The sequence below is a fragment of the Limnohabitans sp. Bal53 genome, assembly GCF_003063355.1.
Lineage (GTDB): Bacteria > Pseudomonadota > Gammaproteobacteria > Burkholderiales > Burkholderiaceae_C > Limnohabitans_A.
On the sequence record NZ_NESH01000002.1, the window covers coordinates 783,742 to 796,932 of the forward strand.

The 13,191-nt window shown below is 55.8% G+C and carries 14 protein-coding genes and 1 pseudogene; 13 read left to right on the forward strand and 2 right to left on the reverse strand.

Going from position 1 to position 13,191, the window contains the following annotated elements:
• The first annotated feature begins 22 nt into the window (after positions 1 to 22).
• The 13 genes from fliL (at position 23) to B9Z50_RS08675 (ending at position 9,391) form a co-directional block, all read left to right on the forward strand.
• Positions 23 to 601, forward strand: coding sequence for a flagellar basal body-associated protein FliL (fliL, locus tag B9Z50_RS08610; RefSeq protein ID WP_108363243.1), 579 nt, complete (start codon positions 23 to 25; stop codon positions 599 to 601).
• Between the two features lie 21 nt (positions 602 to 622).
• Positions 623 to 1,621, forward strand: coding sequence for a flagellar motor switch protein FliM (gene fliM, locus B9Z50_RS08615; protein ID WP_233249812.1), 999 nt, complete (start codon positions 623 to 625; stop codon positions 1,619 to 1,621).
• A 21-nt stretch (positions 1,622 to 1,642) separates the two neighbouring features.
• Positions 1,643 to 1,951, forward strand: coding sequence for a flagellar motor switch protein FliN (gene fliN, locus B9Z50_RS08620; RefSeq protein ID WP_108363247.1), 309 nt, complete (start codon positions 1,643 to 1,645; stop codon positions 1,949 to 1,951).
• A gap of 9 nt (positions 1,952 to 1,960) precedes the next feature.
• Positions 1,961 to 2,272, forward strand: a complete 312-nt coding sequence (fliO, locus tag B9Z50_RS08625; RefSeq protein ID WP_108363249.1) for a flagellar biosynthetic protein FliO — start codon at positions 1,961 to 1,963, stop codon at positions 2,270 to 2,272.
• The gene (fliP, locus tag B9Z50_RS08630; protein WP_108363251.1) at positions 2,269 to 3,018 is read left to right on the forward strand and encodes a flagellar type III secretion system pore protein FliP; all 750 of its coding nucleotides are present in this window, start codon (positions 2,269 to 2,271) and stop codon (positions 3,016 to 3,018) included. Before fliO ends, fliP begins: the two co-directional genes overlap by 4 nt.
• Positions 3,019 to 3,030: 12 nt before the next feature.
• Positions 3,031 to 3,300 (forward strand): flagellar biosynthesis protein FliQ, encoded by a 270-nt coding sequence (gene fliQ / locus B9Z50_RS08635; RefSeq protein WP_108363253.1) that lies wholly within the window; start codon positions 3,031 to 3,033, stop codon positions 3,298 to 3,300.
• A gap of 19 nt (positions 3,301 to 3,319) precedes the next feature.
• On the forward strand, positions 3,320 to 4,096 hold the full coding sequence (gene fliR, locus B9Z50_RS08640) for a flagellar biosynthetic protein FliR (RefSeq protein WP_108363255.1): 777 nt from the start codon (positions 3,320 to 3,322) through the stop codon (positions 4,094 to 4,096).
• Complete coding sequence (gene flhB, locus B9Z50_RS08645) at positions 4,089 to 5,249, forward strand: flagellar biosynthesis protein FlhB (RefSeq protein WP_108363257.1); 1,161 nt, start codon at positions 4,089 to 4,091, stop codon at positions 5,247 to 5,249. Before fliR ends, flhB begins: the two co-directional genes overlap by 8 nt.
• A complete protein-coding gene (locus B9Z50_RS08650; protein WP_108363259.1) occupies positions 5,246 to 6,241 on the forward strand; it encodes a hypothetical protein in 996 nt (331 codons plus the stop codon). Before flhB ends, B9Z50_RS08650 begins: the two co-directional genes overlap by 4 nt.
• Positions 6,242 to 6,260: 19 nt before the next feature.
• The gene (locus tag B9Z50_RS17565) at positions 6,261 to 6,746 is read left to right on the forward strand and encodes a hypothetical protein (protein WP_158270650.1); all 486 of its coding nucleotides are present in this window, start codon (positions 6,261 to 6,263) and stop codon (positions 6,744 to 6,746) included.
• The gene (locus tag B9Z50_RS08665) at positions 6,743 to 7,732 is read left to right on the forward strand and encodes a hypothetical protein (protein WP_108363265.1); all 990 of its coding nucleotides are present in this window, start codon (positions 6,743 to 6,745) and stop codon (positions 7,730 to 7,732) included. The genes B9Z50_RS17565 and B9Z50_RS08665 overlap by 4 nt, the downstream gene beginning before the upstream one ends.
• 275 nt (positions 7,733 to 8,007) lie before the next feature.
• Entirely contained in the window at positions 8,008 to 8,382 is a 375-nt protein-coding gene (locus B9Z50_RS08670; protein WP_108363267.1) for a flagellar protein FlaG, read from the forward strand.
• Between the two features lie 172 nt (positions 8,383 to 8,554).
• Positions 8,555 to 9,391: a flagellin gene (locus tag B9Z50_RS08675; RefSeq protein WP_108363269.1), complete on the forward strand. Its 837-nt coding sequence runs from the start codon at positions 8,555 to 8,557 to the stop codon at positions 9,389 to 9,391.
• A 114-nt stretch (positions 9,392 to 9,505) separates the two neighbouring features.
• On the opposite strand, the pseudogene B9Z50_RS17950 reads toward B9Z50_RS08675, so the two are convergent.
• Positions 9,506 to 10,978: pseudogene (locus tag B9Z50_RS17950) on the reverse strand (IS5 family transposase).
• Between the two features lie 345 nt (positions 10,979 to 11,323).
• Positions 11,324 to 13,069: a GSCFA domain-containing protein gene (locus B9Z50_RS08685; RefSeq protein ID WP_199221697.1), complete on the reverse strand. Its 1,746-nt coding sequence runs from the start codon at positions 13,067 to 13,069 to the stop codon at positions 11,324 to 11,326.
• Between the last annotated feature and the right edge of the window lie 122 nt (positions 13,070 to 13,191).

Genomic DNA, 13,191 nt, shown 5'->3' on the forward strand with positions numbered 1-13,191 from the left:
AGCAATCCAATGAGGACACACCATGGCAGAAGAAGACACAGAAGTTGAAGGCAAAAAGAAATCGCCCATTGTCAAGATCATCTTGATCGCGGTCGTGGCCATCTTGCTCCTGGTGGGCACCGTGGTGGGCACACTCTTTGTGACCGGCTTTTTTGACAAAAAAGACGAAACCGCAGCCGAGGCCCAACTCAAGGCTTTGGAAGAACAAGCTGCAGGCGCCCAAAACCCGGCCAGCGATACAGGCCCCAAAAAAGTCACCAAGGGCACGCCCGAGCTCACCCGCTTCGAAAACCATTACTTGGAAATCGAAAAAGACATGCTCGCCAACTTGACCAACTCGCGCAAAGTGATTCAAGTCCAGGTGGCCATCATGACCCACTACGACGAGCGGGTGTTTAAAAACGTCAAAAAGCATGAATTCGCGCTGCGCTCAGCCGCGCTCGACGTCATGCGCCAAACCACCGAAGACCAGTTGGGTCAACCCGACTTTCGCAAAAACTTGGCCGAAAAGATCCGCCTAGAACTGAACGCCGTGCTTGAAAAATTCGAAGATTTTGGCGGTATCGAAGAGGTTTATTTCACCAGCTTTGTGGTGCAGTAAAGTCCGACGGACCCTTTGACCATGGCCGATACCCAATCCCTTTTGTCCCCTGAAGAGCTGGCGGCCTTGTCCGCCAGTTTCAGCGACGACAGCGCCAGCGCGAGTGCCGGTTACAACCTGGACGTGCAAGTGCGCAAGCACGACCTGGCCGCTGAAGACAGCAGCCTGGGCGTCAACGTCGCCTCGCTGGACATGATCAACGAGCGCTTCATCCGGCTGTTTCGCCTGGGCATGCTCGAAGTGTTGCGCACCAGTCCGCGCATGAACCCCACACGCACCCAAATCGTCCGGTTTGGTGACTACCTCAAGGACCTCAAAGCCCCCCTGTCGGTCAACATCGTGCGCATGACGCCCCTGCGTGGCTACGCCATGGTCGTGATCGAGCCCACCGTGGTCTTCAGCTCCCTTGACAGCTTCTTTGGCGGTTTTGGCCGCGGCGTGGGCCAACTGCCCCCCGGCAGGTTGTTCACGCCCACCGAAACCCGCATCATCAAAATCATCCTGCAGGTTTTCTTCCGCTCCTTCAAAGAAGCCTGGTCACCGCTCACCCCGGTCGACTTCGAGCACATCAGCTCAGAAATCAACCCCCAGTTTGCCCAAATCGTTGACGAAAACGACCTAGTCATCCTCAGCCGATTCGAATCCGAAGCCACTTCACAAGGCTCCGGATTTGTCGACATGGTCATCCCCTACGTGGCCCTCAAGCCCGTGCGTGATTTGCTGCGCAGCCGCGTGCAAACGGGAGACGGCAACGAAGACTCCGACAAAGTCTGGCGCGCACAACTGAGCGATGCGGTGCACGACGCCGAGCTGGAAATGCAAATCCTGCTGGGCAAACTCAGCGTGTCCCTGCAACAGCTCCAAAACATGCAACCGGGCGACATCCTGCCCTTCAAAAAAGCCGACTTCGCCCGCGTCATGGTCCAGGACATGCCGGTCTACGACGTCGAGGTTGGTGCCATGGGCGGCCAAGTGGCGATCAAAATCGTCAACGCCATCAGCCCCAACGCACCGACCTGACCCCCACACCAAGGAGCGCCCATGAGCGAACTGACCCCCAACGAAGCCCCGACAGAAGCCGTCGACAAAGGGCAAATCCACACCGACGTGTTGCAAAACATCCCGGTCACGCTCTCTATTGAAGTGGGCCGTGCCCAAATCAAAATCCGCGACCTCATGCGCTTGACCCAGGGCAGCGTGGTCGAGCTCGACCGCATCGCAGGCGAGCCCCTGGACCTGCTGGTCAACAACACCGTCGTCGCGCAAGGCGAGGTTGTGCTTGTCAACGACCGCTACGGCATTCGCCTGACCCGCGTGGTGCCCGCCTCCGAGCGCCTGGACAACCTGTAAAGAAACGCCATGAACACCGGGTGGAGCTTTTCTGACTGGCTGCAATATGTGCTCAGCTTCGCGCTGGTCATCGCCTTGTTGCTGGCCGTGCTGTGGGGCCTGCGTAAAATGCAAAACGGCAACAGCTTCTTGCGCAAGAACGCCCAGCGCTTGCAAACGATTGAAAGCCTGTCCATCGGCCCACGACAAAAAATTGTGCTCATCCAGGTCGACGGTCAAGACGTCTTGATCGGCGTCACCGCCCATCAAATGACCGCCCTGTCCCCTTGGCCTGCGCAAGCGGCACCTCCCACCCAACCCACTGCGACCCACACGCCATGAAGCGCCACCTCAGCCTTGGGCTGATTTTGACCGTTGTGCTCAGCCTCTTGCCCCTGCTGGTTCAGGCGCAAGACATGCCCGCCATCACCGCCACCAACACGGCTCGGGGCACCCAGTACAGCCTGACCCTGCAGCTGCTGGCGCTCATGACCACGCTGTCGGTGCTGCCCTCGCTCTTGCTCATGATGACCGCCTTTGTGCGCATTGTCATCGTCATGTCTCTGCTGCGCCAAGCCTTGGGCACGGGCCAGACCCCCCCCAACATGGTCATCGTCGGCCTGTCGCTGTTCCTGACCTTGTTTGTCATGTCACCCGTGCTCACCGAGGTCTATCAAACCGCCTTGCTGCCCTACATGAACCAAGGGCTGAGTTTTGACAAAGCCCTGGCTGCCGCCGAAAAACCCATCCGCGCCTTCATGCTCTTGCAAACGCGCGAAGACGACATCGCCATGTTCATGGAAATCGCCCGCAACACCAACTTCAACAGCCCGCAAGACGTGCCCTTCACCACCTTGGTGCCGGCCTTTCTGACTTCAGAACTCAAAAGCGCCTTCACCATCGGCTTTCTGATCTACATCCCCTTTGTGGTCATCGACCTCATCGTCGCCAGCGTCCTCATGTCCATGGGCATGATGATGCTCTCGCCCATGATGATCTCCATGCCTTTCAAGCTCATGCTGTTCGTATTGGTCGACGGCTGGAGCCTGATCATGGGCTCGCTGGCTGGCAGCTTTGCCATGCCCTAAAGGAACTGCCCCATGGACACCGCCACCGTCATCGACCTGGGCCGCCAAGCCCTGTGGACCATCGCCCTGGTCAGCGCCCCTTTGCTGCTGGTTGCGCTGGCCGTGGGCCTGTTCATCGGCATCATCCAGGCCGCCACCTCCATCAACGAAATGACGCTCAGCTTCATCCCCAAGTTGATCGCCATGGCCTTGGCCCTGCTGCTGTTTGGCAGCTGGATGTTGGTCACCCTGGTGGACTTCACGCGCAGCATCTTCGAGCGCATCCCGACACTGTTCGTCTGAACTACCAGCGGGTGACCTCATGAACTTCCTGGCCGCCGATGTCGTCGAAAGGTTCTACACCTTTCTGTGGCCCATGCTGCGCATCTCGGCCCTCATGATCACCTCGCCCATCTTTTCGCTCAGCGCTTTCAACACCCGCATGCGGATTCTGGTGGCCCTGGTGCTCACCTGGCTCGTCTACCCCCTTCACAACTGGCCCGTCATCGACCCCACCACCGCACAAGGCCTGGTCGAAGTGTTCAACCAAATCATGATCGGCGCCACCATGGGCCTGATCTTGCAAGTCGTTGTGGCCGCTGTGATCGTGGCCGGTCAAAGCATCGCTGCCGCCATGGGCCTGTCCATGGCCAACATGCTCGACCCCAACATGGGCAACGTGCCCGTCATCTCGCAGCTGCTCATCGTCATGTCCACCCTCATCTTTGTCGGATTCGGGGGCCATGCCATCTTGCTGGGCTTGATTCTGGAATCCTTCAACAGCCTGCCCATTGGCACCAACATCCTCAACCAAGCCGTCTATGGCCGCGTGCTGCAGTGGAGCTCCATGATGTTTTTGGGCGCCGTGCTCATGGCCTTGCCCGTGATGGTGTCTTTGCTTTTCATCAACGTGGGCCTGGGCGTCGTCACCCGCGCTGCGCCCAGCCTCAACATCTTTGCCGTCGGCTTTCCCGCCATGATCATGGCGGGCCTCATCATCTTGATCATCTCGCTGGACAGCATCGGCGGGCGCATTGAATGGCTCTGGGTCCAAGGCTTTACCGTCGTTCGTGATGTCATAGGAGCGCCCCGTGTCTGACAGCGCACAAGACAAAACCGAAGAACCGACGGCGCAAAAGCTCAACAAAGCGCGTGAAGACGGTCAAGTTGCCCGCTCTACCGATCTGCCGGCGGCCGTCATCGTCATCGGCTCTTTCGTTGTGCTCATGCTCTCGGGCAGCTGGCTCGTCAGCCGCTTGTCCACCGTGTTCGCGCAAGGCTTTGTCTTTGACCGCCAACTGATCGAAAAACCCCTGCTGCTGCCCGCCCACTTTGGCGAGCAAATGCTGGCCGCTTTCGTGCTCGTGCTGCCCATCGTGGCCTTCACCATGGTGGCAGCCATCGTTGCCTCCGGCATGACCGGGGGCTACCTGTTTTCCCTCAAATCCGTCGCGCCCAAGGGCTCCAAGCTCAACCCCATGAGTGGCCTCCAACGCATCTTCGGCACCCACGCCCTGGTCGAACTGGGCAAAGCCATTCTCAAATTCATGCTGGTCGCAGGTGTGTTGTGGTGGTCACTGCTGACCAACATGGACTCGCTGGTCCAGATCGGCCAAATGGGGCTTGAGCCCGCACTGAACGCAGCCGGCAACATGATCTTGCAATCGGGTCTTTGGGTCGCGCTCAGCCTGGCCATCATCGCCATGATCGACGTGCCTTGGCAAAAGCACAACTTCACCAAAAAAATGCGCATGACCAAGCAAGAGGTCAAAGACGAATTCAAACAAATGGAAGGCAGCCCCGAAGTCAAGGCGCAAATCCGCCGTCGTCAACGCGAAATGGCCAACTCGCGCATGATGGACCGCATCAAAGACGCCGACGTTGTCATCACCAACCCCGAACACTTCGCCGTCGCCCTCGAATACGACCCCACCGGAGACGGCGCGCCCATCATGGTGGCCAAAGGCTCCGACCACATGGCCGCCCTCATCCGCGCCGAAGCCAAAAACCACGGCATTTATATTTTTGAAGCGGCCCCACTGGCGCGCGCCATTTACTTCACCACCGAAGTCGAACACCAAGTGCCCGAAGACCTCTACCACGCCGTGGCCCAAGTCATCGCCTACGTCTTCAGCCTCGAAGCGGCCTCCCCCATGAACCCGCCTCGCCCAAAGCCTCAAGTGAAAGTGCCCCCCAGCATGCTGTTCAGTCCTGACGGTAAGAAAGTCCAAGCCCAAGGAGCCACCGCATGAGCGTCACCCACAGTCCCGCATCCGGCGACTTCGTCTTCCGCTCGGCCGACCGCATGCGCATTGACGGCTGCACCAACGCCATCGCCCGCGAAGGCCTGAGCCTGTGCCTGCAATGCGAGCACGAAGCCCTGCTCGACCACTACGTCGGACTGCTGCTCAAACGCCTGCGCCAAGAGGCCCCGGAACACAGCATCGAGGTCTACTTCCCCACCAACACCGACGCCTTGCTCGCCCGCTTCAACGAAGCCCTGGCCCGCCAATCGGTGCAGCAAGCCACCAGCACCCCCACAGGCACAGGCCGTGCGCAAATCTGGATCGTGCACGACGCCCAAGCCATGCCCGAAGCCGAAATCCAGCTGCTGGCTCGCCTGATCCAGAACTTCCCCGGGGCCAACATCCGAGCCATCTTGCTCATGACAGGCCCCAACGCCAGCCACAACAACCTCGCCGCCTTCGGCCGCAAAATCCTGCGCTGGGAAATCGAAGCCCCCAACGCCGAACAAGCCCAAGCCGCGCTCGACATCGCCCGCACCGATGGCCGCCTGCAGCCCGTCCAACAACTGCTCAAACGCATCAACCGACAAGCTTGGGCCGAAGATACGCCCCACCCCAGCCTCCAAGACGCGGCGCACTTCGCCGACCCCGCTCCCGCCACGCCACGCCCCCTCCCACGCCTGAGCCAGGTCAAGCAACAAGTACAAGCCTTTCACGAAAAGGGCCAGCAAGCCCTCGCCAAAAGCACCCAGCTCTTGGGCAAATGGGACAAAAACCACACCCGTTTGTTGCTCTGGGTCCTGGCGGCACTGACCCTGTCCACCGCCACCATGCTGTGGCTCCAGCCGGAAGCTTTTGGCATTGGCAAAGCCCCCAACGACCCCAGCTTGGCGGCCAAGCCACTGCCCATTGAATGGCCACAACCCGGCTCTGACAGCGCCCCAGCCTCGCCACCCGCCTCGCCACCCTCCCCTGTGGCTCCCGTCAAGCTACCCTGACCCCGCACAGGAACACGCCGTGAAAAAATCGACCCTCATCCGCAGCGACAAGCCCCACGCCGTCAACATGCCAGCGGGCTCCAACGTGGCCCAACGCAAAGGCCCACCCAAAGCCAGCGCACCAGAGCAACCCAGCGAGCCCCCCCCCAATATCCAAAAAGTGGCCCCCATCAAGGCCTCTAAAGCCCAACGCACTGCGGCCCCCAGCCCAGCGGCCAAAACCGTGCGCGCCAAGGCCACGCTGACACGTCAGTCAGAAGCCCCCGCCAAAACCGCCAAGCCCAAAGCTGCACCGGCCAAAGCCGCCAAGCCCAAGCCCAAAGCGCGCAGCACAAGCCCCAAAAGCAGCACCCCAGTCCAAGCCTCTGCACCGACAGAGCCCATCTGGGAACAAAACAACCCCATCAAAGCCCGGATCGAACAGCTGAGAGCCCGTAACGCCCAACTGGCAGAACAACTCCAGCGCCTGGAAAAGACGCCCACAGCCCGAGGAAAACGACCATGAGCGACAAAGACTTCACCCCGACCGAACCCATCCTCGTCGACGCCCCCGGGGCCGATGAAAACACCGCCCAAGCCACCAGCAGCGCCAACGCCAACCCGGCCGTCAGCGCACCCCCTGCCGCCAGTCCACCACAGGCCCCCAGCGCAGCAACACCCCAAGCCGAACCACGCCCCCACCTGGGCATGGCGGTTGACGAACGCGCCTACCATCAATACCAATCACTCGCCCAAGTCGTGCTCGACTCGGCCGACATTGCCAGCAAATCGGCCGAAGCCGCTGCCGCTGCCAGCAGCGACTTGAACAAAGCCACCAGCGAATTCAAGGCCCTGACCGAAGTCGGCCACAAAAAAGCCCTGATCCTGCTCGGCGCCACAGGCGGCTTGATGTTGTTTTGCCTCATCTTCTTCCTGGTCATGGGCGTGCGCATCAACAGCCGCATCAACCAACTCGATACCATGATGATGGCCGTGGGCAAACGCGTGGTCGACCTCAATGCCGGCCTCGAATCGCTGGACATCGTCAACCGCAGCATCGAAAGCCTGTCCGCCTTGCAGACAGAACAAGTCAAGGCACAAGGCCTGCTCGAAGCACGCATCAACGACGCCCTGAAGAAATCCGAAAGCATGGTCCAGACCGTCCCCGGAGAAACAGCCAAACAAGTCGCCGCCTCCAGTGACAACCTGCTCAAGCAGGTACAGGCCATCAACAGCCGCCTGCAAAGCCAAGCCGGTGCGGTGCAAAGTCTGGGCAACGAAGTCAAAGCGCTCAAAGGCGCTGTGGGCGGCGTCGACAAACTCAACCGCGATGTCGAAGCACTGGTCACCCTGCAAAAAGAGCGCTACCTCGAAACCCTGCAGAAAAACAACGCCAGCGCCAACGCCAGCCGCGATCGCCCGGTTCAGTTCCCACGCAGCAATCCGGCTAGGCCCGCAGGTGAAACACCTGCCGGCACCCCAACTCCATCAGCTCCGGCCGCCTCACGCTAAAGCCAGGGCCAAGCGATCAATGACCTCTATTTGATCGCTTTCATCCTCTCAAATCCTCAAAAAGCTCCCTCATTCGGAAGAATGAACAGGTCAAGTGTTCAAGCCCCATCGCAGGCTTGAGCACCGACCGGCAAATATTTGCCGTTTTTTCGCAAAAACCGCTCAAGTCCCGGCCACTGCTGCCGAATCACGATCACGATACCCCCATATTGGCCCCATCAAGTGGCCATGCGCCAGTTCTGTCAGCGGGGGTGCCAGAGTCAAAGGACAAGACCATGAGCAACGACATCACCCCCAGCAAGCTGCCACCGGCAGCGGCACCTGCCGCCGTGGCCGCTGCACAGCCCACCCGCGCAGCAGAGGTCGCCAAGCCACAGCCGGTGGAAGCACCCAAGCCAGCGGTTGAGGCCAAACCAGACCCACGAGAAACCCGCCGCGCCATGGAAGAAACCAGCGAACAACTGAACCAACAAATGCAGCGCAACAGCCGCGACCTGAGCTTCAGCGTGGACGACGTGGCCAACAAGATCGTGCTCACGGTCAAAAACAAAGACGGCGATGTGGTGCGCCAGATCCCCAACGAAGTGGCCTTGCGTGTGGCCCAGAACCTGGACAACGTCAGGGGCCTGATGCAGGATGAAAAGTCTTGAAAAAGAGCTGATGCTTGCAAAAAGTTTGCAAACAGCGCTCAAGCTTTTTCCCCAGCTTCCGAATCATCCAGTAACAGAGATTCAAATCAGATTTTCTGTGAAAACCAGGCAGGTCTACTCCCTTCGGGTTCCTGCCAACCTTTTGAAATAAATCTCTTCAAGGAGTTAGACCATGTCAGTTATCAACACCAACGTGAAATCCATCGTTGCACAAAATGCTGCAACTGTGAACAACCGCAGCATGAGCAAAGTAATGGAACAGCTGTCAACCGGCAAACGCATCAACGGCGCTGCCGACGATGCTGCAGGTTTGGCCATTAGCAACAAGATGACTTCTCAAATTCGCGGTCTGAACCAAGCTGTGCGCAACGCTAACGATGGTATCTCGATGATTCAAGTTGCAGAAGGCGCGACCACCGAGGTGACCAACATGCTCCAGCGCATGCGTGAATTGGGCGTCCAAGCGATCAACGATACAAACACTACCAAGGATCGTACCGCCATCAAAACAGAATATCAGCAGCTGGCTAAGGAGATTCAACGAATATCTAACAACACAGAGTGGAACACAACCAAAGTGGCTAATGCTTCTGCAAACTCAGCTGCGTTTCAAGTGGGTGCCAATTCAAGTCAGACCATCACTGTAACATTTAGCGATATTACTGCGCTAAGTGGAATGACAGCTGTGATTGATGCTGCCACCGCTGCAAGTGCTGGTTCAGTAGCCGATTTTGCCGGCACAACGATAAGCAACTTGGATACAGCCATTTCTGCGATTGACTCTTACCGAAGCACACTCGGTGCATCCATCAACCGACTGAACTACGCAGCGGATAATTTGCAAAACGTTTCAGCAAATACTTCGGCCTCTCGCAGTCGCATTCTAGATACAGACTACGCACAGGCTACCACAGAACTGGCCCGTACCCAAATCATTCAACAAGCAGCCACTGCAATGTTAGCGCAGGCGAACCAACAGCCTCAATCAGTGCTGTCACTGCTGCGATAATTGAGTCTTTTCAAATGTAAAAGCCTGGTGGACTATGTCCACTAGGCTTTTTGAGTTAATATATATTTTAAACCTCTCCAGCCTGACAATTTAGTCGGCCCTGCAAAATTCATTTCACACCAGCGCCCAGCGCTGATCTGAGTTTTGTAGTCGGTTGAGACCGAAGATTTCTGCCAATTTTCCAAACAAGTCCGTCAAACCGCTCACCTGCACCAGGCACAACAAAAGGCCCAAGCCTTTTTTGACGATCATCCGCAACAGCCAGCGGATGTTGTAGCCCGCCGCGCACAGCACTGCGTGAAGTGCATCGCCTTCTGACCCTTTGAGGTGGCAGCGGTCCATGCGGTGATCCGCTTTGAGGTGACCGATGATCGGCTCAATCGCTTGGCGTCGTTTGAGCAGTCTGCGCTCCTCATAGGTCAGCCGCTTATCTTTGCCTCGGTGTTTGATCTCGATGAGCGGGTTGTCCTTGTCCACACACCGGTAGCACAGGTCGGCGTAAACCACCTAAGGCTTGACGCCCAAGCCTTGCATCAGGATGGCGCTTTGCTCGATCTGCTCGTGCATGGTGTGTCCGTCATACGGGTTACCGGGAAAGCTCCTGGCTCCCACGATCAAATTGCCCTTGAGCGTCATAGCCAGACCGACCTTCACACCAAACTCGTAAGGGTTACGGCTCTTCCCCTTGCTGATGCACTCCACCTCCAGCGCATGCCAGCTGTAGAGCTTGGCACGGTTGTCCACTGCTTTGCGGCTGCCGGTCTGCATGACCAAGCGTTTGGCCTTGCCCAAGGTCTGACCTAAGGTTTCTTGTATGGCTTGGCTGAGCGTGGTCATCTTGCGAGCCACCTCGCGCTGCAGCCTGCCAACGATAGTGCGTTGGCGTTTGATGACTTTGCGCATGCGCTTGAACTGGCGGGCATGGGCGTAGCGCCCAGCCTTGTAGCCCAGCAGTTGGCCTTCTTTGGCGTAGGTTTGCTTGAGCTCAATGCCCTCAGCCTTGGCGGCCTCCACCACCTTGGACCTGGCTGTCTCCAGCAGCTTGCTGTCGGTGGGGTGAGCGACGGCTTTCTCTTGCACCGTGGAGTCCACGATCACGCGGGTCAATTCTTTCTTGGCGATTAGCTTGAGCGTGACGGCCACTTCCATGGTGCGGGCCAGCAACTCTTCCACGCCTTCTTCGCCTAGGGCTTTGCGAAAACGCCCCAGTTGTGTGGGGTCGCACGGCCACTGGTGCTCAAAATATTCGTTGCCAGAAAAGTACTGCTAAGTCGGTGTCTCGCCCCAGCGCTGGATCACATCCTCGTCGCTCTCGTTGAATGCATGCTTGAGGTACAACAAGGCCACCATCAAACGGGTGGGCAGACGAGGACGCCCGGCATTGGAGACGCCGCCCCCAGCAACGGCCGAGAGCTGGCCAAACAAGTCCAGGTCTTCGATCTTCTTGCCGGCCTTGACCTTGCGTGCCCAGCGCTGCGCAAGGGAAGCTTCGATCTCCTGCCAAGGCATGCGATTGGCCAGCACCGCCAGCGGATGGCGCAAATCGATCATCTGGTCCAGGCGGTTGCGGAAAAAGTCATCGGTCATGGCGCTGCTTTCAAAAACTCCCAGAAAACAGCTTCCATTGAATATCTATTTGAGAGTTCTGACCATCCGAATTCACCCCACGTCACCAGCATTCATGCGGGTTTCAGGGGTTTTGCAGGGGCGACAATTTAGTATTGACATCGACCAAATATTGAATTCTTGATGAAAAATATATCGACAATAAAATTCAAGCAATAGACAAAGCTATAATGGTTTATACTAAAATATTTTAACGCCATTTAATCAATAGATAATTTATTTCAAAAAATAGGTCTTAATTTTTAATCAGATCAACCTCGTCTTGGATCAGCCACCAATGCCAGACAAGATTAATTAACGGTTTGGCTATGATTTCAAGAAGACATCTGAAATAATTTTAGCCAAATCGGAATAATAAAGGTCGCTACCGTGATACCAGTCTCTTACTCCATCATCATAAACCTTACTCGAATAATAATTATATTGGAAATTTTCATTTGAGAAATAAAGTCCAGCATTGAAAGTATCACATCCTAAATCTTGAAAAATTTTCAGCGATTGCCTATCGTAATAAATCCAGAAATCAATCATCTCAGCTATGGGAGGATGAATTTCGCGAGTTGGTGGATCGCTGATTACCAGCACACGATAGCCTCGTGATCTGATGTTTTTTATCAACTCGATCTTCTGAGAGTTTAGCTCATAAAAATATTTTAAAAATATCTGGTCGCTTATATTTTGAACGGGAAGCCTAGAAAGATAATCAATTAAATCGTGTACAGTTCTATGGGTTTGCATACCGATATTCGTCACCACCCATCGCCCCTCAGCGGGCAAAGAAAAGAACGGCAAAGTCTGCAGCCAACGCTCCCTCGACCCGGGGTCCTCCAAAGGTACAAAAAGTTCATCATTGTCAATGTGAAACAGATTTGAGGTCCACGCGCTTCCATTCATGATCATTCCGCCGCAATGGGACACTTCGATCATTTCAAAGGCTTGTGACAGTTTGCCCATGTGACTGTCACCCAACAGGCACAAAGTTGATTCAAACCTTGCCGGGCTTTGCGCTTGATTCCATGTTTCCAACAGGATTTCTTCGCACATCACGTCCTTGGGGTCTCCAAAAGCAGACATGGTATGTTCCGAGCCAGCGACTCCATTCGACTGACGCAGACCCGCTGCAAAATGCTTCATAACGAATTCGACACCTTCAGAACGTACGTTTCTGAGGTTATCCTCAAAAAAGCAACGCCTAGTGGCGCTAGAACTGATAAGTTCATAAGAAGGAAAGTAGTCGACATCGGAATCCATGGCTGCCAAGTAACCAGCTGCACTACGAAGAACAGACTTGGAATAAGTGGTGGCCGTCAGCACATGCGATTGTGTGGCTGTCGCAGTAAGCGGAACAGGAGAAACCGTCAGCAGGAAACGCAGATCAGGATTGATGGATTTGAGTTTGGCAACAATCCACTCAAGATCGTCATAAACAGATTGATGTTCATAATTAATGAAATGATGCTCATCAGGCTTGAACTTACCCCGGATTGTTCCTGGGCATGCCGGATAAACATAACCGCTCACGTGACGCCAAGCCTCCGTAAGCCCGAGGGTAAAAATAAAAATATCTGCTTGACCCAATGCCTGTCTAATGGAGGACAAAGTGACTGCACGGTCTGCAAAAAGTGACTCGGGACTTTCGTAGCCTTGAGAAGGCAAATGAGGCCTCAAAGGGTCAAAGAAGCGTCCGTCTTCTACAAAAACCTCGTCAATGGGAGGGATCTCCCCTAGAGCCAGCGCAAGCCATTGCCTTAGCAAGGCAGGTGTGTAAATATTTCCCGTGCGAAACGAAAATACACCGTACCCCAAATCCTTAGCCTCATGTTCAGAAAGACTGGATGGAGAAAGCTCTGCCTCAATCCAGCGATATCCGTTTTTTATTAACCACTGGCTGATATGTTGCGCGAAGCACGAACCCACAGTGATGATTTTGCTGGACTTGGATATCGGAAATTTGCTTTGCCACAGTTGATCAAAAGTTGAACCACTCGCAACGTCAGCTACGCCTGTTTTCCAGAAATTTTCAGCGGCATAGCCTTGATATGGATTTTTCAAAGAGACTCCTCTGTTGAGTGACATGCAAGCAAATAAAATTAATTATCTTTAGCTGAAATTAAATTTTCTCTTTAAGACAATCGCCGACAATCGGATGAACAAGGTAAATTAAGAGCAGACTA

What these genes read in the sequence shown, in the direction of transcription:
- fliO (WP_108363249.1), top strand. Translation starts at nt 1,961, where the DNA reads ATGAACACCGGGTGGAGCTTTTCTGACTGGCTGCAATATGTGCTCAGC.
- fliP (WP_108363251.1), top strand. Translation starts at nt 2,269, where the DNA reads ATGAAGCGCCACCTCAGCCTTGGGCTGATTTTGACCGTTGTGCTCAGC.
- B9Z50_RS08675 (WP_108363269.1), top strand. Translation starts at nt 8,555, where the DNA reads ATGTCAGTTATCAACACCAACGTGAAATCCATCGTTGCACAAAATGCT.
- B9Z50_RS08650 (WP_108363259.1), top strand. Translation starts at nt 5,246, where the DNA reads ATGAGCGTCACCCACAGTCCCGCATCCGGCGACTTCGTCTTCCGCTCG.
- fliN (WP_108363247.1), top strand. Translation starts at nt 1,643, where the DNA reads ATGAGCGAACTGACCCCCAACGAAGCCCCGACAGAAGCCGTCGACAAA.
- fliR (WP_108363255.1), top strand. Translation starts at nt 3,320, where the DNA reads ATGAACTTCCTGGCCGCCGATGTCGTCGAAAGGTTCTACACCTTTCTG.
- B9Z50_RS08665 (WP_108363265.1), top strand. Translation starts at nt 6,743, where the DNA reads ATGAGCGACAAAGACTTCACCCCGACCGAACCCATCCTCGTCGACGCC.
- fliQ (WP_108363253.1), top strand. Translation starts at nt 3,031, where the DNA reads ATGGACACCGCCACCGTCATCGACCTGGGCCGCCAAGCCCTGTGGACC.
- fliM (WP_233249812.1), top strand. Translation starts at nt 623, where the DNA reads ATGGCCGATACCCAATCCCTTTTGTCCCCTGAAGAGCTGGCGGCCTTG.
- B9Z50_RS08670 (WP_108363267.1), top strand. Translation starts at nt 8,008, where the DNA reads ATGAGCAACGACATCACCCCCAGCAAGCTGCCACCGGCAGCGGCACCT.
- fliL (WP_108363243.1), top strand. Translation starts at nt 23, where the DNA reads ATGGCAGAAGAAGACACAGAAGTTGAAGGCAAAAAGAAATCGCCCATT.